Source organism: Paenibacillus brevis (assembly GCF_018919145.1).
GTDB lineage: Bacteria > Bacillota > Bacilli > Paenibacillales > Paenibacillaceae > Fontibacillus > Fontibacillus brevis.
The window spans coordinates 107,118-129,815 of record NZ_JAHLQJ010000007.1; the positions used below are offsets into that span (position 1 = coordinate 107,118).

Annotated in this window: 26 protein-coding genes and 1 pseudogene; 5 read left to right on the plus strand and 22 right to left on the minus strand. The window is 39.5% G+C overall.

What is annotated here, in order from left to right:
• On the minus strand, nucleotides 1-900 hold the full coding sequence (locus KQJ23_RS09790; RefSeq protein ID WP_216478649.1) for a hypothetical protein: 900 nt from the start codon (nucleotides 898-900) through the stop codon (nucleotides 1-3).
• 122 nt (nucleotides 901-1,022) lie between these two features.
• On the opposite strand from KQJ23_RS09790, the gene KQJ23_RS09795 reads away from it, so the two are divergent.
• Entirely contained in the window at nucleotides 1,023-1,964 is a 942-nt protein-coding gene (locus KQJ23_RS09795; RefSeq protein ID WP_216478650.1) for a zinc-binding dehydrogenase, read from the plus strand.
• Here the strand turns inward: KQJ23_RS09795 and KQJ23_RS09800 are convergent.
• The 3 genes from KQJ23_RS09800 to KQJ23_RS09810 form a co-directional block, all read right to left on the minus strand.
• Nucleotides 1,952-2,476, minus strand: a complete 525-nt coding sequence (locus tag KQJ23_RS09800; protein WP_216478651.1) for a DinB family protein — start codon at nucleotides 2,474-2,476, stop codon at nucleotides 1,952-1,954. The genes KQJ23_RS09795 and KQJ23_RS09800 overlap by 13 nt on opposite strands.
• 433 nt (nucleotides 2,477-2,909) lie before the next feature.
• Nucleotides 2,910-4,091 carry a cysteine desulfurase family protein gene (locus tag KQJ23_RS09805; protein WP_216478652.1) on the minus strand — a complete coding sequence of 394 codons (1,182 nt, stop codon included), beginning with the start codon at nucleotides 4,089-4,091 and terminating at the stop codon, nucleotides 2,910-2,912.
• Nucleotides 4,092-4,115: 24 nt separating this feature from the next.
• Complete coding sequence (locus KQJ23_RS09810; RefSeq protein ID WP_216478653.1) at nucleotides 4,116-4,568, minus strand: hypothetical protein; 453 nt, start codon at nucleotides 4,566-4,568, stop codon at nucleotides 4,116-4,118.
• Between the two features lie 206 nt (nucleotides 4,569-4,774).
• Between KQJ23_RS09810 and KQJ23_RS09815 the strand changes: the two genes are divergently transcribed.
• The 4 genes from KQJ23_RS09815 to KQJ23_RS09830 all read left to right on the plus strand — a co-directional run bounded on the left by KQJ23_RS09815 (nucleotide 4,775) and on the right by KQJ23_RS09830 (nucleotide 9,360).
• The gene (locus KQJ23_RS09815) at nucleotides 4,775-5,374 is read left to right on the plus strand and encodes a MauE/DoxX family redox-associated membrane protein (RefSeq protein ID WP_216478654.1); all 600 of its coding nucleotides are present in this window, start codon (nucleotides 4,775-4,777) and stop codon (nucleotides 5,372-5,374) included.
• A gap of 14 nt (nucleotides 5,375-5,388) precedes the next feature.
• Nucleotides 5,389-5,940, plus strand: coding sequence for a thioredoxin family protein (locus KQJ23_RS09820; RefSeq protein ID WP_216478655.1), 552 nt, complete (start codon nucleotides 5,389-5,391; stop codon nucleotides 5,938-5,940).
• 202 nt (nucleotides 5,941-6,142) lie between these two features.
• Complete coding sequence (locus KQJ23_RS09825) at nucleotides 6,143-8,002, plus strand: ABC transporter ATP-binding protein (protein WP_216478656.1); 1,860 nt, start codon at nucleotides 6,143-6,145, stop codon at nucleotides 8,000-8,002.
• A gap of 89 nt (nucleotides 8,003-8,091) precedes the next feature.
• A complete protein-coding gene (locus tag KQJ23_RS09830) occupies nucleotides 8,092-9,360 on the plus strand; it encodes an ABC transporter substrate-binding protein (protein ID WP_216478657.1) in 1,269 nt (422 codons plus the stop codon).
• Nucleotides 9,361-9,549: 189 nt separating this feature from the next.
• On the opposite strand, the gene KQJ23_RS09835 is transcribed toward KQJ23_RS09830, so the two are convergent.
• The 18 genes and pseudogenes from KQJ23_RS09835 to KQJ23_RS09925 form a co-directional block, all read right to left on the minus strand.
• The gene (locus KQJ23_RS09835; RefSeq protein WP_216478658.1) at nucleotides 9,550-10,059 is read right to left on the minus strand and encodes a P-loop NTPase family protein; all 510 of its coding nucleotides are present in this window, start codon (nucleotides 10,057-10,059) and stop codon (nucleotides 9,550-9,552) included.
• Between the two features lie 268 nt (nucleotides 10,060-10,327).
• Nucleotides 10,328-11,218 (minus strand): phosphotransferase, encoded by an 891-nt coding sequence (locus tag KQJ23_RS09840; protein WP_216478659.1) that lies wholly within the window; start codon nucleotides 11,216-11,218, stop codon nucleotides 10,328-10,330.
• A gap of 44 nt (nucleotides 11,219-11,262) precedes the next feature.
• Nucleotides 11,263-11,610, minus strand: coding sequence for a RidA family protein (locus KQJ23_RS09845; protein WP_216478660.1), 348 nt, complete (start codon nucleotides 11,608-11,610; stop codon nucleotides 11,263-11,265).
• A gap of 100 nt (nucleotides 11,611-11,710) precedes the next feature.
• A pseudogene (locus KQJ23_RS09850) lies at nucleotides 11,711-11,874 on the minus strand (NUDIX domain-containing protein); the annotation flags it as partial.
• A 107-nt stretch (nucleotides 11,875-11,981) separates the two neighbouring features.
• Nucleotides 11,982-12,497, minus strand: a complete 516-nt coding sequence (locus KQJ23_RS09855) for a DUF6886 family protein (RefSeq protein WP_216478661.1) — start codon at nucleotides 12,495-12,497, stop codon at nucleotides 11,982-11,984.
• A gap of 122 nt (nucleotides 12,498-12,619) precedes the next feature.
• A complete protein-coding gene (locus tag KQJ23_RS09860; RefSeq protein ID WP_216478662.1) occupies nucleotides 12,620-13,069 on the minus strand; it encodes a DUF1569 domain-containing protein in 450 nt (149 codons plus the stop codon).
• A 135-nt stretch (nucleotides 13,070-13,204) separates the two neighbouring features.
• Entirely contained in the window at nucleotides 13,205-13,642 is a 438-nt protein-coding gene (locus KQJ23_RS09865; RefSeq protein WP_216478663.1) for a GNAT family N-acetyltransferase, read from the minus strand.
• A 148-nt stretch (nucleotides 13,643-13,790) separates the two neighbouring features.
• Entirely contained in the window at nucleotides 13,791-14,474 is a 684-nt protein-coding gene (locus KQJ23_RS09870; RefSeq protein ID WP_249529642.1) for an HAD family hydrolase, read from the minus strand.
• A 516-nt stretch (nucleotides 14,475-14,990) separates the two neighbouring features.
• The gene (locus tag KQJ23_RS09875) at nucleotides 14,991-15,521 is read right to left on the minus strand and encodes a GNAT family N-acetyltransferase (protein WP_216478664.1); all 531 of its coding nucleotides are present in this window, start codon (nucleotides 15,519-15,521) and stop codon (nucleotides 14,991-14,993) included.
• A gap of 63 nt (nucleotides 15,522-15,584) precedes the next feature.
• On the minus strand, nucleotides 15,585-16,064 hold the full coding sequence (locus KQJ23_RS09880) for a hypothetical protein (RefSeq protein ID WP_249529643.1): 480 nt from the start codon (nucleotides 16,062-16,064) through the stop codon (nucleotides 15,585-15,587).
• Nucleotides 16,065-16,328: 264 nt separating this feature from the next.
• Nucleotides 16,329-16,487, minus strand: coding sequence for a hypothetical protein (locus KQJ23_RS09885; protein ID WP_216478665.1), 159 nt, complete (start codon nucleotides 16,485-16,487; stop codon nucleotides 16,329-16,331).
• Between the two features lie 154 nt (nucleotides 16,488-16,641).
• Nucleotides 16,642-17,112, minus strand: coding sequence for a hypothetical protein (locus KQJ23_RS09890; RefSeq protein WP_216478666.1), 471 nt, complete (start codon nucleotides 17,110-17,112; stop codon nucleotides 16,642-16,644).
• Nucleotides 17,113-17,297: 185 nt separating this feature from the next.
• Entirely contained in the window at nucleotides 17,298-17,750 is a 453-nt protein-coding gene (locus KQJ23_RS09895; protein ID WP_216478667.1) for a VOC family protein, read from the minus strand.
• 167 nt (nucleotides 17,751-17,917) lie between these two features.
• Complete coding sequence (locus KQJ23_RS09900; protein ID WP_216478668.1) at nucleotides 17,918-19,414, minus strand: serine hydrolase domain-containing protein; 1,497 nt, start codon at nucleotides 19,412-19,414, stop codon at nucleotides 17,918-17,920.
• Between the two features lie 244 nt (nucleotides 19,415-19,658).
• Nucleotides 19,659-19,940 carry a hypothetical protein gene (locus tag KQJ23_RS09905; protein WP_216478669.1) on the minus strand — a complete coding sequence of 94 codons (282 nt, stop codon included), beginning with the start codon at nucleotides 19,938-19,940 and terminating at the stop codon, nucleotides 19,659-19,661.
• A gap of 342 nt (nucleotides 19,941-20,282) precedes the next feature.
• Nucleotides 20,283-20,858: a dihydrofolate reductase family protein gene (locus KQJ23_RS09910; protein ID WP_216478670.1), complete on the minus strand. Its 576-nt coding sequence runs from the start codon at nucleotides 20,856-20,858 to the stop codon at nucleotides 20,283-20,285.
• 188 nt (nucleotides 20,859-21,046) lie between these two features.
• The gene (locus tag KQJ23_RS24100; RefSeq protein ID WP_346779375.1) at nucleotides 21,047-21,844 is read right to left on the minus strand and encodes a P-loop nucleotide/nucleoside kinase family protein; all 798 of its coding nucleotides are present in this window, start codon (nucleotides 21,842-21,844) and stop codon (nucleotides 21,047-21,049) included.
• Nucleotides 21,845-22,187: 343 nt separating this feature from the next.
• Entirely contained in the window at nucleotides 22,188-22,661 is a 474-nt protein-coding gene (locus KQJ23_RS09925) for a hypothetical protein (RefSeq protein WP_216478671.1), read from the minus strand.
• Between the last annotated feature and the right edge of the window lie 37 nt (nucleotides 22,662-22,698).

Genomic DNA, 22,698 nt, shown 5'->3' on the forward strand with positions numbered 1-22,698 from the left:
TTAACTCCCTTCTTTCTCCGCCCCAAAAGGTGTACAGTCAACGGGACATCCCAGGTTCTCGAATACTGCACGGGCCGCAGTATCTACCGGCAGGAAAACCTCAATTTGCGGATACAAGCAGTTGCCTTCAGAAACTGAAATCTGTCTGTAGCGAATCGGAACAAGCTCACCGGAGCTTTTCCTTTCGGCTAATATAATTTGAGTATGGTCAGCCCCTGCCTCTGTATCCGGCACATCCAGATAGTCATTCACATTATATTTTTGAACTCGATCAAACAATTTTTGATACCAGTTATCATAACGCGAGAGCATGTGCTCCCTCTTGAAGGCACGTATCCCGTTTATGGCATGCTCTTCCCACTTCTCGAATGACGCTTTGTCGAAAGTGGAGCGAGGCCGTATAGGTAAGTCCGAATTAAAATGTAAATCGATCCTATTCATTAATCCGTCATATGAACGGTCGAAAGGGATATCAAACAATTGGCTAAACGACTCATTAAACCCCTTGATGTCCTGGGTGTGGGTTACAATCATCGCAGGAAAAGGAATGTCTTTCATGGTTTGCCGGGCCCGCTCCAATGCAAGCTCCAACGACCGTCCCTCCAATTCGGTCTGAATCGGGAGGTAACCGGCTGCCAACAGCAAATCATTGCGCTCATCGGATGTACACTCCAAATATTCTGCAATAGTTATCATCGTCTGACGAGCCGGTATACGGCGGGTACGACCAACCAGCAAGTTTTTATACGAAGGAAAGGCCTCGTCATTAAGCTCTTGTTGAGTAAATCGTTTCAAATACGGGTTGGGTTGATAGGCAAGCGATTGCTGCCGTTTTATCCGTAGCGCTTCAATTTCACCCACGACAATTTTATGTCTTGAATTCTCCGCAACTAGATCCATCTTCTCTCCCCCTCTTATGAAGTGTAGTTCTGCACTTGGGTCTAACATGTATTTAAAGTATACTCCTCATTGAAAATGAAAAATATCTAATGGCACACCACCATACATGGAGGAGAAACCCTATGATTCGTACCATTGTAACTGATCCGCTAGCCTCGTCAAATTTGGCATTCAAAAAAGTTGCCCCCCCACAAGCCATGCCTTGGGAAGCACTCGTGCAAGTGAAAGCCTTCTCTCTCAATCGCGGTGAAATCAAAGACGCTAACGATTCGAAAGTTTCCAGCCGCCCCGGCTGGGACTTCGCCGGAATTGTCATCGAGCCGGCCAAGAGTGGCACAGGTCCGCAAAAAGGGGCCCGGGTTGTTGGTTTGCTCCCGATGGGAGCCTGGAGCGAGCAAGTCGCCGCCCCTGTATCGATGCTTGCAGAAATCCCGGAAAAGCTCTCTTTTACGGAGGCAGCAACCCTCCCCGTGGCAGGGCTCACGGCTCTTTATGCACTCCGAAAAGGCGGAATGCTGCTTGGTAAGCGCATTTTCATTACTGGCTCTACCGGCGGGGTCGGGCTATTTGCCCATCAGCTTGCAGCCCAATCCGGTGCATTCGTTGCAGGTACGGCAAGCACGGAAGAGAAGGCCGAGCTTGTTCGTGAGGCCGGTTCCGACGAAGTGATTATTGGATATTCCGCAATTTTATCTGCCCGCCAGTTTGGACCGTATGATCTTGTCATCGACTCCGTAGGCGGCAATACACTAGCGGCGTTGCTGCCGCAGCTAGCGCCTCAAGGAGTTTGCGTTGCGCTAGGATTCTCTTCTTCGAATACCGCGACCATCGATATGATGAATCTGGTGACCAGCGGCGGAAAAACCTTGTACAGCTTTTTTCTAGGTGAGGAGGCCACTCGTCAAGCAGTCGCAGACGATCTGAGTTTGCTGGCCCAGCTCATCATAGAAAAACGATTGATTCCCCGGATCGAAGTGGAGGCTAACTGGAACGACATTGCCATCGTTGCTCGTGATCTCAAGGAACGGAAATTCTCTGGAAAAGCCGTTCTTCACATAGATTGATTGTATATGTTATGTCCATCTATAATTTCTTTAATTTGTTTAATATGCCTTTGTTCATGCACATACAGGGATTTCAGCCAATCAATTAATAACATTTCTTTAAACACCGGGTGTGAATAATGCCTTCTGCTCAGCACCGATGGATCTTCTACCGCATTTAAAAGTTCATGCAGCTTTTGTCTTGTGTTGTTTAAACTTTCAATGATCACCTGATACTCTAATGATTCATTGGTTGGTCTTGCAATTTCAGGTGCTTCTAATTTATTTCTTCGATCAAGTAGAGATTCAACCGGCTTGTTTTCTATAACTGAATCTTCCTTGCTCTTTAACCCCCTCCTGATGGCTACGATATATAACTCTTCTGTTTTAAAGAGGTGCTGACAAACCTGGCTAATACTCCAGCTTTCAGCATCTTTCCGTTTGTTTATTTGATCTCCGCTCAACCCGTCAAGAATTCCAAGTAATTTGCCTCTGGTTTCTTCTAATTTTTGATTGATTTCTTTAAGTTCCATTGATAAAGCCTCCTAACATTATTTTTTTGCTATATAAGTTGAACTACTGAATTTTACGTTCTGGAGGCAACGTGTGAAGTGTGCTTACGATCGCTGTTGTTCGCGGATTTCTCTAATTGAACTAAAATATTATAAGGTAGAAATCCACTCACAAAGGCGAACGCTTACGCTTCTTCAGCACACTTCACACTTATGCCCTTTCTACGTAGTTTTATAGTTCAACTTATATAGCCCTGTTTTCATCAAATTACCAAGAAACGACCCAGCCCATAGATAGCTCTTATCTTTGGGTGAGTCGTTTGGGGTCTTGGCTTCTACCATGATTATTCATCTGATAACCTAATTCTGTTACATATCCATGTCATAAAGGAAGTGAAATTGTCGAAAATTGAAACCACCTATAATTTCTTCCCAGTGATACTTTAATTTTAGTTTATTTTTGATGGAGCAGCAATTGAAATTTATTAGTCGATTTAATTTGATCAATCATTTCTGTAATTGAATTTACTAAATATTTTGCATCGTCAAAGCTAACAGACTCATGTAAGCTAAGCCTAATGCTGCTTGATGCGATCTCTTCATTATGGGTCATTGCCATTAGAACACGGCTCTCTTTAGCCTTGGATGAACATGCGGATTGCGACGATACGACGATATTTTTCTTGGCAAGAATACTGATCATGATCGCGGAGGTAATTCCCTTGTTATGGTAAGAAAAGTTTATGATATGCGGCGCTGACAAAGGGGGTTCAGGGGTATTTATGATAAGCTCAGGAATTGATTGTAGCTTCGAATAAATAAAATGATGTAATGAAGTCAGATACGTCGTCGTCTCAGCTTGTTCCGCAATGGATAATTCAACCGCTTCGGTTAAACATACTACTCCAGGGACATTGGTCGTTCCAGGCCTGTGCCCAAATTCATTATTTCCGCCGTACATAAGCGGCATCAGCTCTACACCCTCTTTTGCTATTAAGATTCCGATGCCTTTAGGTCCCCCCATTTTATGTCCAGATAATGTATACAAATCAATATCCTCAAGGTCTAAGTTTGCCTTGCCAAAGCCTTGCACACCATCCACGTGAAATTGAATGGCGGGTTTAGTTTTTAGCAGCTTTCCGATTTCATGAACGGGCTGAATCGTTCCCGTCTCATTATTCACGTGCATAATACTTACGAGCACTGTATTATCTTGAATAGCTTTTTCTAAAGCAGAAGGATTGACTACTCCCGACCTATCTACGCCTAAGAACGTTACTTCAACTCCTTCATCCCTTAATTGCTTGCAGCAATTGTACACCGACGAATGCTCAACTTCAGATAGAATCAGGTGAGGTATTTGACTGGTTCGCTTCATGTAGGCCCGAACAACCCCTAAGATCGCCATATTATTACTTTCGGTTGCCCCCGAGGTGAAAATAACTTCGGATGGTTTTACGTGGAGTACATTCGCTATCCTTTCTCTTGATGCTTCAATTATTCGATTTACTTCAAATCCTATTTCATGTGTAGAGGATGCATTTGCATACAAATTTACGGAGCTGTCTATGAGCTTGTGAATGACCTGAGGATGCAGCGGTGCGGATGCGCAATAATCAAAATATAGCTTGTCCATAGGATCGGCCTCCCAAGTAATTGATCATATCCTTTTGCCAAACATCTTCAAGAACTTACTTCCCCCACGGTGATGAATAAGCTCCATAACATCCACCGCGTTATAAGCTGCTCCTTTGCTGTATATACAGTGGCTGGTATCCGCGACAATACAAAATGGATAATCATAGACTTGAAAATCAAGCTTTGCTTGCTCGTGGCTAAGAGAGACAATTGAAATCTTCTGTTGGAAAAAATGGTCCAACTCTTGCAAATCCTCCTGATCAGCTGAGGAAAATAAAAGAATCTCCGTATTTGGTTCCCGTACTTTCTTAATTTCAGGCAATAAATCGATGCACCGTACACAATGCAGTGAAATAAAGAAAAGAACCTTCCTTTTTCTGATAGCACGTAAATTCAATGTCGTATTATGTTGGTTTATGTAGGATTTATCGGGGATTAACTCTCCGATTTTTTGACCATTTTCTACATTTTTCACATTCGATTCCTCCCTCCAAACTAGCAATTTATACGTTACCTTTTTCGCAAACTCAAGTCAATATTATCCAATTCAATCATTTTAACCCTGGAATCCTCAAATCTCTGATGTTAAAAAATAGGGTGTTGACAAAATATTGTATGCGTTTTATACTCGGTCCAAGTTAACAAATATGGTTTAATTTAGCATTCAGGACAAAGAAGAGTATGTTCGATCGTATCTCTTCATTTTTAATGCCACTTGCGCAAACGATTGCGCAAAGTATGGGAGGGAATAGTTGCTCAATGCAAATACTGGACTTAATCCGAATGGTACTGTTTACGTTGCTAATGATCTCCGCCATCTTCAAGTGGGCAAGCATGAAATCTTTCCACAGAACCTTAATGAGTCTGAACTTGCCTTATCCCCTTGTACGCTTGGGAGCCTGGTTAATTCCGCTATTTGAGCTATTGATCGGCATCGGGTATTTAAGCCAATCAACTCTGCTTGGTTCGGTAATCGCTTTCATTTGCTTATCTCTAGGTTTTTTATGGGCTACTTACACTGGACAAAAAACAGGCGTCCGCTGTCAGTGCTTCGGAAATTTGAGCAATGAACGATTCGGCCTCATTTCATACATAAGAATCCTATTGCTCATTACGCTCAATTCAGTTCTTTTGGCAAACATCGCAGATATCACTACTTACGTAGCCTTTGACAACATTCACGAAATTGCGGCGACTGCTTTTCTCTCCCTAAGTTTCCTGCTTGTTTTAAGCCTATTCAGTATCCAGTTAGAGTATTATAAGCGCAAATCTGAAATGTAGGAGGACAAATATTGATGAGCAATACCATGCTATTAACTACCCTTTACGTCCAATGGATCCTTATTCTCTTGCTTTCGATCGGTGTCATTACCTTATTCAAGAAGCATTTGGATATCAAGCTGGGCATGAGACATCATGGTCTAGAAGCAGGCGCCTCCTTTCCGATTGCAAGTGTCCCTGCTCTCTCAGAAAACAACCGCCAGATCGCTATTCAACAAGCGCAGCCTACGATATTTATTATGACGGCCATCGGATGCGGAGCTTGTTCAACCCTATATCCTTGTCTAAATCGCGTAGCTGAACGAAATCAAAATATTCACTTCGTGCTCATGGTTATGGGCGAACCCCGAGAGGTGATTGAATTAGCTGCGAAATATGATCTGTCCATTCCTGTAGGCGTGCTGACTGAATCCATGATGGAAAGCTTGGAGACAACGATCTTTCCTTTTGCTTATGCTATATCGACGAATCACAAAGTCATCGCCAAAGGAACTATTAATACGGAAGAGCATCTTCAGTTGCTCCTGGACAGCGATGAATTCTTCGAGCTTGGACAAACCGCATAGTTCAAGCACTCTACCTACCTTTTGAAAGGAGGTGATAATATGGGTAACTGCCAATACAGCTACTGTACTACAACCTACTGTCCGGGCTCCACAACGAAAAAGCTCCGTCATTACTACTGCGAAGGAACCATCTACTACAAGTGCGAATGTTAGAAAGCCCTAATACATGACGGGGAGGAGGATTTCTCCTCCCTTTATCCTATTGATATTACATAAGGAGCAGACTCATATGACCGTCACAAAGAAGACGAGCATGGCCGAGAATCTCAACACCCTTATACGTATCATTCCATTACTATGGAGAACATCACCGGGAAGATTAACCTTGTCCTGCACTTGTTATGTTATCCTTGCTTTCATTCCGCTTGCTCAAATTTGGATCGTCAAGGAAACCGTAAATACGATAACGAAAATCATAGAAGGCCATAACGAGCTCCGAATGGCTCTTTTATTTTTACTTCTGCAATTTCTACTGATGATTGGATCGGATGCTATTCAGAGTATTAACGAATATTTGGTTGTCCATTTAAAGCAACGAGCCGCCTTTTATATAGATGAGCAAATTGCGATCAAAGCTTCTCATCTGCCTCTGGTTTTCTTCGATAAGCCTGAATATTATGACCAACTGCAACGTGTATCGCAGGGCATGGCATTTCGGGGCCTGACGGTGATTAGTACGCTTATGCAATTGCTGCAGCAGGCACTAACCCTGATATGGTTCATCATTTACTTGGCGCGGATAGATGTATGGTTTGCGATCGTCATGATCCTCTTGTTCGTTCCTTCCTTAATCGTTAATTTGAAGATCGGACAGCGGCGTTATGCTCAGATGATGAATCAAACCGTTGCAGAGCGCAAATCCAATTACGTTATGGGATTAATGACTGGCCGCTCGGCAGCCAAAGAAATGAAGCTCTTTCGTCTCACCCCCTTTCTGCTGCAAAAATGGAAGCATCTCTATTGGAAAAATGCTAACGAGAAAGCTGCACTAACCAAGCAATCTGAAACCAGCAGATTTTTGGCACAGCTCATCATTATATTGTCGAACATGATAGGCGTTGCTTATATCGTATGGATGTGCAGTAACGGGGATCTTTCCCTGGGGGATTATGTTGCACTATCTCAAGCCTTTATTACAATCCAGGCCGTCATCCAAAGTGCTACTTATAATTTATCTTTAATGTACGAGGAATCCTTATTTCTCAAAGAGCTTTTCTTATTTCTTGATTTCCCGGAAGAACATCCTCACCAGGAGCAGTCCCTTGCTCCGTTCAAGTTGAATCATCAGATTGAGGTCCGAGACCTTTGCTTCTCCTACCCGAGCAGTGAAGTGCAACGATTAAGAAATATCTCCTTTAAAATTCAAGCGGGGCAAACGATTGCCATCGTCGGTGAAAATGGTGCCGGAAAGAGCACCTTGGCCAAATGCCTGGTCGGACTTTATCAGCCTTGCGATGGATCCGTGTTATTCGATGGCATTCCAATCGCCAACATCGATAACGTCTCTATGAAAGCCAACATTTCAGCCATTTTTCAAGACTTCGTGCAATATCAATTTTCGATTCGCGAGAACATTGGAATAAGCCATTACGAACAAATGGACAGCGATCATCTCATTTACTCGGCCGCTCATAAGGCTGACATTGAGCGGATTGCCAACAACTTCATGGATGGTTTGGACACCGAACTAGGTCCCATCTTTGAAGGCGGACAAGAACTCTCTTATGGTCAGTGGCAAAAAATAGCCCTCGCCAGAGCCTTTTTCAAGGACTCGCCAATTATGCTGCTTGACGAGCCGACCGCTGCGGTCGATCCGATCTCAGAGGCTTATTTTTACGAGCGATTTGCCGAATTAGCTAAAGGAAAAACCACGCTCATGATCTCACATCGGCTTGCCTCCTGTAAGATCGCAGACCATATTCTTGTATTGAAAAATGGAGAATTAATCGAGCAAGGGAATCATGAGGCTCTCATCGCCTTAAACGGCGAATATGCCAACATGTTTGACCTACAAGCACAATGGTACGTGAATGAACAGGAGGAGGAAGAATCTGTATGTTAAAATGCTTAGGATTAAAAGGTGTGCTTCTCAGCTTAGCACTACTGTTGACTGTTGCAAGTGCTTGTTCGAACGATACGGGTGGCAGCAAATTGGAAGGAAAATTGGAAGGTCCGCTGAAAGTCATGTATGTTCACGACGGTCTCTTTTTCCAAAAATACGGAAACTTGTTTATCACCAAATACTCGGGCGTAGAGCTTGAAGTCGTTAATTCGCAATGGATGTTCAATTATGCCGGCGAAGATATCAATAAGGCATTGCAACGATACGTGGAGGAACGGCAACCGGATGTCATTCTTCTGAATGAGAGTAACTTTTCATATGCAGTGGATAACGGCATGCTGTTTCCCTTGGATTCCGTGATCCAACAGGATCAATTCGACCTCGATAGCATTCTTCCTTTCGTTACGGAATCGCTGAAGAAACAAGGCGCTGGCGTGCTCTACGGTTTGGCGCCTACTTTCTCCGGAAGTGCACTCTACTACAACATCGATTTATTTCAGAAGTATAATATCGAATTGCCTAGAGATCGCATGTCCTGGCAGGAGCTATTCGCACTAGCTGAACGATTTCCGACGAATGGGGCTGGCGAGGAACGAATCTATGGACTAACTTCCAGCACAACATCCAACAACGCCATATTTGATCTATTAAGTAATGTTGCCCGTACTCAAGGGCTTTTTTATGCTAGTGCAGACGGAACAAGCCTCACGATGGATTCGGAAGCATGGCGTACGATTTACGAGAACATTGTTAATGCATACAAGTCAGATGCGATTTTTGACCCGTCGAACGATTTTTTTTCAGAGGATTTGTTTTTGAAGGGGCAAGCAGCAATGGTCCTTGAGGGATCCTATTACTTGAATCAGATCACGCAGGCTAAAGATCAGAGCGGTTCAACGATGAACTGGGACCTTGCCACGATTCCCGTGGATCCTGCCGAACCTGATGCTACGATTGCCATGGGACTTACTGAAATATTCGGAATCAATGCCAATTCTCCAAACAAAAAATTGGCATGGGAATTCATCAAATACATCAATGGCCCTGAGGTTGCCAAAACGTTGTCACGGACAACCGATGGTTCGCTTTCCGTCAGATCTTCGTTCGTAAGCGAGATGGACGGCAGATCACTTGCCGCATTTTACGAATTGACCAAACCGCGAAATTTCAACAAACGTTATGAACACTTGCCGCCTGGCTTCGAGGACGCCTTTGCTGAAATTGTGTCCCAAGAGACCACCTCTATTCTTGAGAATAAACAAACCATCGACAAGGCATTTCAGCATATCAAAGACCGAGGCAGCCAGGAGTTGCAACAAGCCCATGAGAAAGAATCCATCACTAAAAAAGACGAGTAGAAGGCTAAATAACAGGGGAAAGATTTCAATGTTCAAGGATGCTCTAGATCAATTACTTAATTAAATTATCTAAGCGAGCCTTCAAGTCTTTAGAAAGGCTCAACAAAAAAGTAACAAGTAAATTTGCGAAACGCCCCAGCCTTTCCATGGCTAGGGCGTTTATTTCCTCATCAAGTAGCTCTCAGTATTTTACTTGGAAAAGTTTTTTAAAAAGTTATTTACTTCCTTCTGCTTTCTGAAAATAACAATATCCTTATTTTCCTTGTACTTATCTAATGCATTCATGATTTGCATTCGTTGATTTTTCTTGAAATTCCATACAGATTTAATAAATTTATAATCAATAGTTTCCACGCAGTCCTTCCCCATGTACTCTCTGGTTTTACCATGATTCAAAATTCTCCTTTTTATTACCCTGTAAAGACATAGATATCGTGAATAATCAAAAAAGAAAACCGTATCCGCAAAAAATGTTCTGAATTCTAATGTTCTTGAATAATTTCCATCCATGATATAAGTTTCTTGAAGTAATAAGTCTCTTAGTATTTCATCAAACTCCTGATCAGTACAACTGACCCAGCCTGGTTTCCAGTAAAATGAATCCAAATGAATTACAGGTATATTCGATTCTTTGCTAAATTTTGAAGAAAAAGTCGACTTACCTGATCCTGGGCAACCAATGACTAACACTCTTTTCATTGTCCCTCCGGAGTAGCTTTAATAAAATACTCTTCAATTTACTATCCAGGTGCGTCTATAAGTCTTTCTTCAAGTAGTAGTGCGTATGTCTGTGTCAGCTTTTATAAAATGACATTGTTTTCTTTTGCAATTCTTTCTGACGCATGCATCAGCTTTATCCATTAATTATCCTGGCAACAATTCAGTTAGCGATGCTATTATGTTCTATAAGCCTTCCCTCGACTGCTCTTCTGGGACCGGATGGCTGTGGCCGATGAGCAAACACCTGCTAAATGATAGCAATGCCCTCATCGAGATTCTTACACAATTGTATCCAATATTCCCATGCCTTCATATAATCCGACAAATCACCTGGATGATGCTTTACACTAAGGCCAATTCGGCAATAGAGCTGAACAATTACTTCTTCAATCAGCCTCGATTTTTCTATTCTTACTTGTTCGAGAATATCAGATGCGGTAAACAAGGTTTCAACAGTAATATCATCAGGCGAAGAGCAAAACGCATAAAGAAAATCATAAATAATGGGTCCCACCATAGGAGATGGATCTATAACTCCAATTAATGTTGAATTATTATAAACAAAGTTATGAACCCCAGTATCGCCATGCAATAAGAACCTCTTTCCTTGCTCTGCATCATTATTAAACAATTGAGCAGCTTTCCATTTTACGTAATTATAATCCTCTATCGATAATATGTTGCCTAAATTGATTCTGGCTTCTTCAATACTTATTTCATTAAATTCCTTCCATGTCTGTCTTGGATATTCAATTCTACCCCAAATACTCTCTTCTTTATATTCCACGTATTTATTAAGTAGATCTTTAACTAGAATCTTGAGCCAATTTTTCTTTAAACCACGGTTATAATGAGTAGTACCCTCAATGAAGGTATACACAAAATAGGATCTGTCTTGGGCCGTTAATAAGACCTTGGGTAATAATACTGAATCCTCATATGTATTAAGTAAATGCTCAACTAAATGAATTTCGTTAGGGTTATCAAATTTCAGAATATAGGTATGATCTTGTTTTGATTCCAGTTTCAAAACGAAGCCCGCTGTCGTGCCAGATAACCTTTCTATCTTTACAATTTCATCATTAATTTGATGATGTTGAAACAGCGAATTAACCTTATATAGGGTAGGTTCAAACATTATTCTTTTCTACTCCTTATACACTTCTAGTTGTTTCAGTCCCTTTATTCTGTTGCTTTATACGCAACACCATCAATCATCATGAGGCAATCATTATCAAAAAATTCAGTAGTAGATGTCATTCGAGCAGGGAATTTATTCATTTCAAAATACTCAAGAAATACCTTCTCCATTTCCGGTAAATCTTTTATATTTTTCAGGTACACATTCACCTTAACTAGAGATTCTAACGACATGCCGCACTCCGATAGAGTTCTTTTGAGATTTAAGAGCGTATTATGTATTTGTTCAGTGAAGTTCTCTCCAAATCCCCGATGCAAACCAAGATACACATAGTCCCCTGCAACAACCGCGGAAGAATAGCTATAAGGGGTCGAAATTCTTGTAATCATTCAAATACTCTCCTTTACTTGATAGAATTGGATCAATTATAGAACAAATGTTCCTGATGTGTAAGTGATAAAACTAACACGATTGGCTTTGCTAAAAATACTCTTCTTTAGTTTCCCTAATTGCGGCCTGTGAGAGGGATTCCCCAATTTCAACTTGCCCGCCAGGCATCTCCAGCCTCTTCTAGCCCCCTTAATAAGCAACAATTCGTTTTTTTCATTGATTACAATCGCCGCTGCAGAAACGATATGTTTTGGAGTACTCATTTTTTCTCCTTGAATTAGTTTTTTAGGAGCATGCACACTCTTCGCAAATTCATTCAGCATTCACTTAATCACGAAACAAACCAGCCCTAGATGCCGTTTATCTTAGGCTAGGTCGCCCTTACATTCTCAAATCTATGTATCCCAAAGTCTGTAATACTTGAATTTAGTATAGCCTCTCTAAGCGGGTATAGGTTGGGGGTAAATCTGAGATCAATATTTAAATCCAGAATTCTTTCCATTAGATTTTGCATCGGCTGCATTTCTATAGGCTTGACTGCTTGTTCAGATATGTAATACCCCGCCGTCTCATCGAATAATTCAAATTCTTTGCTTGGCAACGTATATCGATAAATGGTTGCTTCTTTAATTGCCTTAAACCAATGAGATTCAACTGTAATAATAATATTCGAGTTGCTTCCTCCGAAAAACCTTCGCTCATCCTCTTCTGCCATACCCTGGGATCTTGTATATACAATTCTTGGGCAGTCTCTAGGAAAGAAAAAGGTGAATTCATGTGCTTTATCAATCGCCCATACAACCGGCGGCATATCACTTCGATTATGTTTTACCCTTGGTTTGAATAGATCAATGTTTGATTCGCTGCTGAAATGATAAAGCTCCATTAAATCCTCCTCAGATAGTTAAATTATATTGAAAATATTCATCATCTTTCTTATATCCTAAAGATTCGTATAGGCTTTGAGTACTTAAGTTTAAGTGAGATGTAGATAATTCGATGAATAAGCTATACGCCAAACTGTTTTAAATGATGATCTAGATGTTTATATATGCATTTGCCCCATTCTTCAGGAGAAAGCTTACCGAAAAAAGGATGCGGCCGGGCAGTGCATTTCTCGGGTCCATTATTTTGAAACGTAATTATTTTTTGAATCAATGTCTCTTTTTCAACATCAAAGTCTCTTTCATCAACAATCATGATACTAGCAATTGTGGACATATTCTTTGGAAGTGGCTTATCGTTATAAACCGTGGGTTTAACAAACCTTCCTATAACCAACCCAAGCCAGCTTCTTGAAGAAGAGGAGTTTCCCATCGCTATTTCCTGAAAAGCTGAGCAGTGCGCCAACATCTGCGCGACATTCATTTTCCCCCAATCCGGTTGAGAATCTGGACGTAGTTGCTTGATACGGTCGATAATTTCATTCATATGATATTGTTCAAAGATGCTATTCATCTGATTCCTCCTGAAAAAAGTTTTCTTCTGCTGATTTACTATCCCCCTTCTGCAAACTCAACGGACCTAGCTCGTGGGGCACCTGAACCTGATACATCGAAGCATAACATTATTAATTCATGAAACGCTCCAGCCTTAGCATCTTAAATCCTTAGCAAATACTAGGTCTTTTTCTGAGTTATATCCTGCTTTTTCATATGTTTTTATTGCCTTTATATTTTTTAATCCTGTCAAAATCTTTATGTTATTTACTCCAGAGTTCTTAAGTTTTTCTTCTAATAGTGCTATCATTCTCACGGCCAGGCCTTTCCTTCGCGCATATTCTTGTATGTACATTTCTGTTATCTCAGCCTGATAATCTGTATAGCAAAACGACTTATATATTTGGCCACATGCAAATCCCACGACTTGCTCTTCCATTAAAGCTACTACAATTGTCTCTCTGGAGTTAATAAAATCTTTTTCCACCTCTTCTATACTTCGCTGAACGCCATTAAATAAGTAATTCAGCTCAATCAAAGACGGTATATCCTCCTGAACCGCTATACGAACAAATAGTTTGGGTTCTGACATTGAAATGTCTCCTTATAAGTTTTAGAGTGTTATTCTTCTTCCATGAATCACTCTCTTGATTATTTTAAAGTTATGTCGTATAACCTCTCGCGCATTAGGAAATCCTCGAAAGGACGCTGCCGCTTTTCTGCCTTTTTCGAGATCAATTTCAAATATCCTTTAACATTTCCTTTAACGTCAAGGGATCAGCAGCCTTAGTGAAGTTGCTTTCTATATAAGAATTAAACCACGTTGCTTGAATAGGCGTTAACCCGATATTATAAGCTCCTGTTAATTCATCTGAACCACCATCACCCACAAAAATCGATTCCCGGGGTTCAACCTTCAGCTGATGACATGCCAACTTGTAAATCCTTTCATCCGGTTTCGCATATCCAACCTCATAAGAAAAAATTGCAACATCAAAATACTTTGAAATACCACTATCCTTCCAAAGCCTTACTTCCTCTTCTGTACAATTACTTACTAATCCAAGGCTAACCTTCTTGCTCTTAAGGAAAGACAATAGATCAATAATCTCAGGCTGAATCTCCCGAAATGGAATTTCTTTCTCTCTCATCCTCTCCTCATACAAGAATTTAATTGATTCTTCCTTACAATTAAGCTCGCGCTTTATTAATATATCTCTAATTGTAGAAGGATAATCTGGAAAGATTCCCGTCATCCGAGCTTTACTACGTATTCTCCATTCTTTTTTAAAATCTTCATTTGGGAGTCCAAGAAGTTCTAGATAATCATAGTTCCGATTTGAAATTCGTTTACCGTCAGAAAATTCAGTCACCAATGTTTCAAATAAATCGAACAATACTGCTTTTGCCTTCAGATTGCTCAACTCCTTGTCTTTAGGATTCTTTCTGATAGCGTCCTTGTATTCACGTAACGACCCAGCTTTAGATAGCTTTTAGCTTAGGCTGGATCGTTTGTTCACTGAAGCTTCTACCATGATTATACAACTGACAACCAAAGGGCGTAAGTCAACAACATCTATCATTTGTAGTCCCTCATCATCTGGATTTCCGGTTTGATGAATGACCATTTGGAACCTATTAATCAGACTTGCCTAGCAAGTCGGGATTTTTTCCATTTCGGATTTGACGCATTTTTCGTATTATCGGGAAGATAAATTCCATTAAAAACCAAAATGGGGTTACTAAATAGTGCGTTGGTGTGTGGGTAAATACTTAACAAATCATTTAACTGTGAGAACTGTTCACAAAATCACTGTAAACAAAGAAGGGATTTTGCTCCTTTATCGACAATCCAATTAAAAGAATGCCGCAGACAAAAAAATGAAGGAGCCAAGCGGTAATGCCCACTTCCTTCATTTTTTTTGATTCGGGGAAAGGCGTCATTCGGCCCGCCGCATGAATACATTAATATTTCTCCAGCCGTACACTAGTTCAATATGTTTATCTGCTCCAATTGTTATTTCCTTTTGCCCAATCAATTCCCCACCCATTGCAGTATAAAAACTTATCGCCGGATTTCCTTGCAGCACCCACACCATCATGGATTCGTACCCATTTTTCTGTAAAGAATCGACTACTGCTTTGAATAGCCTCTTACCATATCCTTTGCCTTGGTAATCCCTTAACAAGTAAATTGCGTATAATTCACCGTCATATTCGAAATCTTTATCCCTACTTTGTCCTCCGCATGCAAATCCAACTATACTCTCTTCATCGTTGAGCCCTACATAAATGACCTCATCTTTATTCAAATTCTTAAATGTCCATTCCCAATTATTCTTTCTTCCTTCCACAGACAACTGTGATAGATACCATTCACTCAAAATGTTTCCATAGGTTGTTCTCCAGCTGTCTACATGTACTTTGGCTATTCCTCCAGCGTCAATTAATTCTGCTTTACGGATCTTCATATAGATCAGCTCCTAAAAAAGTGAAGTTTATATATCGGCAGTATTAGACATGCGCCGAATAATTCAACTTATTCTTTTTATCGCTTTTAAATGCTGAATATGTATACCGATATGTCCTATGCCAAAGATAATAACAAATGCAATCAACCAAATAACTTTTCCGTAAATGCCCAATAACAGAAAAGCCATGACAGGCAGACTCGCAAGAGGTAGGGGAATTCCAAAGAAACTACGATAAATTTCTTCCTTTGTCTGTTCACCAGTAAAATATCTAATCCAACAGATTTCATAAAGAATCATCAGTAAGAATGATGAGATTAGCCACAAACTCCAGAGCGAAAACGCTGTAATGTTAAAATCACTAAAAATTAGCAATGTACCCGTGCAGCCTACTTGTCCAACCCGTTCCAACAATATGAACGCTTTATTTTCATGGATTTTTTCATTATCAATGGGTTGACTCTTACTCCAAATGATATTTGGAATAAATAGCATTAATAAATAAATCAAACCTACATATGAGAAGCCCAAATGTCCCATCATAATAGCATCTCCTCAACTACTAATATTTCTTTTACTTAACTTTTGTCTTTCCTGAACTTGAAGTTCCGTTCAACAACACAATGGTTCCTTGCTTCATACGAATCACCCTTGCTATAAGATTTGCGTATCTTCAGTTAACGTCCTTGTAATCACAAAACGACCCAGCCCTAGATAACTCTATCTTAAGGTGGGTCGTTTGTTGTCTTCGCTCCTTCCATGATTATACATCTGAAAATGAAGAGGCGATAGCCCATTGCGTGAATACTATTTTTCAACAATGACTAGTGAGACGGAAACATTAGTTTCACCAGCTCCCATTGGTTTTTGACTTATTACTTTCCAACCATCTGATAATAGATTATTGAGCTCATCCAAATTATTTCTCTTCTCTGAAAAGAACCAAACTACGATTGCTTTTTGCATAAGCGCCTTCCTCCCTAATCATGAAATTATTTTAATCCCTTTCATCTACTTTTTTGTTCATTAACCCTCCAATAAAGCTTCTTGACTTTGCTTAACTAGAAACTATCTTTCGACTTCAAATTTGCAAAATGGTTTCCTTCTTTCTATAGTTTTTTTACTCAACCTTCCAAGCCTGAGCTAATTCTATTAAGTTTTGTCTTGCTTGTTGTTCATTGTTTCCGATTACTTCTCCTTCAACATAGTAAGTTCTCATCATTTCAGGTTTTCCTTGAATAGATTTTTGAATATAAATCCAATAAATAACTTTATCCGGTACAGGGTTAACAGCAGAACCCCCGTGTAAAAACCTAATCAACTTTGCTTCACCAATAGGTAAGTTAATCGATTCCTCGTCTGTAATCTCAGAATGATTTGGTATACTCACATAATTACCTGGACCATCCTGTTGACCTATAGTAATCTTGAGATTCTCCCAAATAACTGGTTCATTCTGTTCCGTTAGGATAAAAGTAATAGAATTGTTCGGGGTTACAACTTGACCTAAATTATTGCTTAATCTAGGAATAACTAAGGATATTGTGATAATTATAATCACAACTAAGAAAATAGTAATTTTTCTACTCATTTGGGTATCTCGCCTTTATAATTTTTTGATCTCAGTGAGTGAAACTCCTCTGGTGCATCAAGGGGCAAATCAGTCGTTCCTTAGCATAAATGCAATATTATAGACGTACTCGGCTTCTTCGAGTTACTTTCACATTCTTTAACATTGCCTTTCCGTTTCTACTTCCTTTATAAACCAACACTTTTTTATTTTTTATCGAGTTTTTCCGCCAAACCGATTAAAAGTCCTTCGATCCCACGAATGTAGCAGAGTCGATACGAATCCTCGTATTGAACCACTTCACCAACGAGCTGTGCACCATACTTAGTAAGTCTGGATACCATTTCGTCAATGTCTTGAACGGCAAACATGACGCGTAAATAACCGAGGGAGTTTACAGGAGCAGTTCGGTGATCTGACGCCGTAGGTGGAGTGAGAAATCTTGAAAGCTCGATTCGACTGTGACCATCTGGGGTAACCATCATAGCAATTTCTACGCACTGAGAACCTAGACCAGTTACACGACCAGCCCATTCACCTTCAACAGTGGCTCTCCCTTCTAGACTCAAGCCAATTTCCTCAAAGAAGGAAATCGCGTCATCAAGGGACTCCACAACGATACCGACATTGTCCATTCTTAGTAATTTATTTTTTCCCATAGTCGTATCTCCTCATCTACAAGTTCACTACAAAATCTAGAAGTCGAAGTATAAAAATGTAATTGGGTTTTTAGTTTCACGACGCGACGTCTTAACTCCCCATAAGGTTTTGAAAAAGCAGGCCGCGATACGGTTAAGAAGCGCAAGGTTGTCCGGCTTACAATTTTTTATAAGCTGCTTCTAATAATTCCGATTTTTTTAATATTAATTATGATCGATAAAATACAATTGATAGAAGTAAGCCCCATCCAAATTAACACTGAATACGACATCCACACCTTTATCATTAAATAATTATTATCTAATAGATAAGGCCAGATTATTACCAATACCAAAAGTATAATGCTTAAGATTAGTACGATACTACTTCCTGTCATTTTCCTGAATCTTGACTTTTCATCTTTAATATTAAGTTTTATTCCTCTAACGAGCTTAATTGCTTGGACACATAAGATAATGACGGCTAATATTACTAAGAATGAAAATACCAAATCAATTAATAAATACACGTCATCAAAAATAAATTTATTCATACGGTTTCCATTCGGATTCTCATAAATATTATTAGCAATTAGCGATGGGGCAGTTGAATTCAAATTAGCCATAACAAATATGGCCTGTTGATTTTCCAGATCAATAAGAACCTGTGAGGAGTAATTAGGATTAGATCCATTATGACTAATAACTCTATTTTTCGTATCCATACTCCATCCGAATGAATAGTATTGATTTTCATCTTCGTATCCCGCCATTTTGATGTCGGCTTGATGAGATTGCTCGATCGCCTTCAATAAATTATCTGGTATATCGCCTATCCCCATTTGGGCATTAATCCAGCGTTCTAAATCTTTTGAATTCGTTACCAAATATCCTGCAGCGATATTCCCATAATATCTAGGAGCATCATATTCCAAGCTTCTTCCAAAAATTACACGATATCCTTTGGTAAGCTTATCAGCTTCCTTTTCCTGACCTGTTGAAAAATAACTATCCGTCATTCCTAAGGGAACCAGTATGTTTTCAGTCACGTAATCCTGATAACGTTTGCCTGTAACTTTTTCAATAATCATCGCCAAAATATCATAGTTTACTGTAGCATAATTATATGCCGCCCCAGGGTATGTATCTAATGCAATGTCTGACACATTATGTATCGTTTTTTCAAGCATATCGTCCGTGGTACCTTCAGGAATTAACCGAATACTCCACGGTGGAATTCCACTTGTATGAGCTAACAACTGATGAATCGTAATATTAGCCTTCTCACCCTTAATGGTTGGCTCAAACGATGGAATATAGTCTGTAATAGAATCTGAAAGAGATAAGTAGCCCTCATTTTTTAATAAAATAACGCCCAAAGCCGTAAATGCCTTTGTAGTCGATCCCAACTCAAATAATGACTCTTCAGTTACCCTCTTCTTGTTATTAACATCTGCATATCCGTAATTCATATATTTTGTCTTGCCCTGCTCTGATACTACTATAGCCACCCCTGGAGTCGCTGATTTAGCCATTATGGTTGCCACCATATGATCCGTATTATCATAATTCCCTGTCCTTACCCAACTCCCAAGTTCATCCCAACACGCTATAGTAGTAATAATTGCGATAAGTAGGATAACACATACTGTTGATGTGCCTGTTTTACTTAGTATTTTTTTCAATTGTGGTTCTCCCTAGTGTAAGTCTTCTAAACGCCCGATGCGTGAATATGGTATGAGACGAAGTTCTCATCAAAAATTACATTTAAATCTTTGAACATATACTCAAAGAAATGTCGCAACTTCGAAGTAAATCATACCTCTTACTAACTTGCGACTAATTTTTTTGGCTTTGAATGTTGAATTACAACCAAAGGAGCTTGCCCGGTATTAGGGCTACATTATTGAGCTATCTTGTCACTTAAAATCATCGCGACTCTATTGACTCGAATGTCATCTCAGAATCCGTTATATGATACCCATCTTCATCATGTGTTATAACCCTTATATAGTTGCTGTTCGCATCAAAAATCCATACCGTATCTTTATCAATTTGAACTGTAGAAATTGCTTGAGGGATAGGATGGTGAGGTATACCATTAACCGTCACTACTTTATTATTAAGAGGACCTGCAATTGTAGTTACAGCCCATACAGTTAAGACTGTAATCCATATCATTATTATTACAAAGTTATTCTTCTGAGACATCTGCACTCTCTCCATTTCCCTTTACGTTTTTTTAATTTATATTTAATTAACTCACTTTCTTTCAGCCTTATGAAGGCTATTACGAAGAATTCCCTATAACGCTCCGTGTTCACGACGCGACCCAGCCTTAGATAGCTCCTACCTTGGGCTGGGTCGTGTGTTGTCTTAGCTACTTTCTTGATTATACATCTGACACCGAGGGGCGAAAGCTACGATGCGAAGAAGACATTGATTGTTTTTTAGGATGTCAGTGTCTTCTTTGAAATGTCTTTATTAGATTTCTTTTTGAACTATCGTTACTCGTTAAGCCCAAGTTAGCGTAATCTACTTTAGGTAACACGGTTATCTGATCGTCTGATAAACGAGACCTATGGCCCCGGAATCAAAGGTTTTGTTTTCGATAAGTTTAAGATTGACCTTCTCCTTTAGACCTTGAAATAACGGCAGCCCGTTGCCGATCAGGACGGGAGAAACCGTAATTTTATACTCATCTATTAAATCAAGCTGCATAAGGTAGTGTGCGAGCCTAGGACTGCCGAGGATAACCATATCCTTGCCTGGCAGCTGTTTGAGGTTCTTGATCTCTTTCTCGACATCTTCTTTCACCAGTCTGGAATTGTTCCATTCGACTTCCTCCAGCGTCGTGGAAAAAATGATTTTGGCTGTCTTTTCGATCCACTCGGCATGATTCCGTTCATGCTCCGAAGCTGACGGGTCCGAAGGAACAGATGGCCAGTAACTGTACATCATCTGATAAGTACCGCGTCCCCAAATGACAGTATCGGCAGTACTCAGAATTTCTTTCGCGTGTTTCTCTAAATCAGCATCGTAGGAAACCCACCCAATGTCCATTTCACCATTCGGCCCTTCTACAAAACCGTCAAGTGATGCGTGCAAAAATAGAACGAGTTTTCTCATTTTCAGTTCTCCTTTGTTCATAAGGGATATCTACATTATACATTAACTACCTTTTGGCATAATTCAACTTGGGTTATTTCTTATGGCTTGATCCCAAATGAAATATTCTGCTAATCCACAACTCTCACCGACTTAAGATATGTAAGGGCAGCTGCAACGGGGCTAGTCGGTGCAGGACTGTCTCGGTCTTACACATCAATCTTGATCTTATCTTCTATATAGTCATATATCATTTTTATATCTTCTTCATAATCTTGATCGATTTCAAAATATTTAACTTTAGCTTCTTGGCATATTATTCTAAATTCATTGTGCTCATTAACAAAGTCATTAATTGTCCGTTCCTCTTGATAGCCCCTTGTTTCTATAGCGTTTCTGTTATTAATTATGCTAGTAAATTTCTCATTAATATATTTATTGGTAAATCCCAAGAAAACTGAAATAATCTCTCCCGGGTACATTATTTCTATTTCTTTCAAATAATGTGGAAACAAATAGCACCCTTCTACTATAAGACTCTGCTTGTTCTCTATACTAGTCATAATAATTCCTTTAATAATAGGCCATAATTTATCTCCAATAACCTCATTATTATCCAATGGTGTAAAGCCACAATCACTAATCCCCCTATAAAGCCCCATCTTTAAAAGATCAATAGAAAAGTATGGGATTTTATATTTCTCGAGCAATGTTTGAGCCATTAATGTTTTACCAGTGCAACTGTTACCTGATATTAAAATAATCACGACAGCAACTCTCCTTCGAATAATAACGTCTTTGTATTCACGAGCCCTCTTTACTTTCCCAGTCCTTCGATAGCCCAGTTTTTCATAGAGATAACAATTCGGGAAAATGAATACAGGCCCTACCCGGTAAATATTATTTTCTTTTCTTTGAATTCTAATTGCGCCAACTGAAATGTTAGAATTATATATTATATAATAGTCCGTAAAAGCTTGATTTAATCGATCAATTACTCGTTCCAAAGGTTCATTAGCAGGATTGGTTTCATAATCTCGCTATTTATTTAACAATGGTAAAAAAGCTTTGATTTGCATTTCGTGAATTTTTGAGGCTTCATTAAGTCCAGACCTAAATAAAGAGATATCCATTTTCTTTTACCTCCAAATACTTATGATGTTATCTTCATTAATATTGGATTGCAGCAATTGCGTATAAAGTTTCCGTGTGACTAAGGCTGTGTAGTAATGTGTCTCCTGAATCAACTGCCACAAAATCCATCTTGCGACCGAGGCGGCTTGTCCGCTGATGCGTGAACACATTGTTATATGAATTAACCTGCATCATTGGGCTACTTTCCATTCAATTCTATATCCCTAAATGTAGGATGCATTTATCTTCATCTGTAGCTCTATCAGTCAATTCAATCAGTTTTATCAATTTCTTAAGCAAGTCTGATTTGTTATATTCTAATCTTTCATACTTTCCGTATTGTTCTGATTCCCCGGTTGTGTAATAGCTTCCGGTTAGTACGATTCTCTCTGAAGCAAATCCAAACATATCAGTCCACGCTTGAATGATTCTCTTAAAACTAGATAGATTACAGTCGTCAATAATTGTCACTCCATAATTGTTCAATCCATGCCCTACTTCTTTTGTACTTGGATTCCATGTAGGTATCCAATTCAATGAATCATTAATATAGGTGATGAATTCATCGTCAAAAGATACATAATCATCTTCCGTCAATCCTTCTCTATTAATTCCTCCAATGGAATCCCATAAAAAAGATGAGCTATCGGCAACTGATCTATCTTCAAGAACAAATTCATGCTTTGGCATAGATATATAAGCTCCTTATCTATTCTTACAGATGATT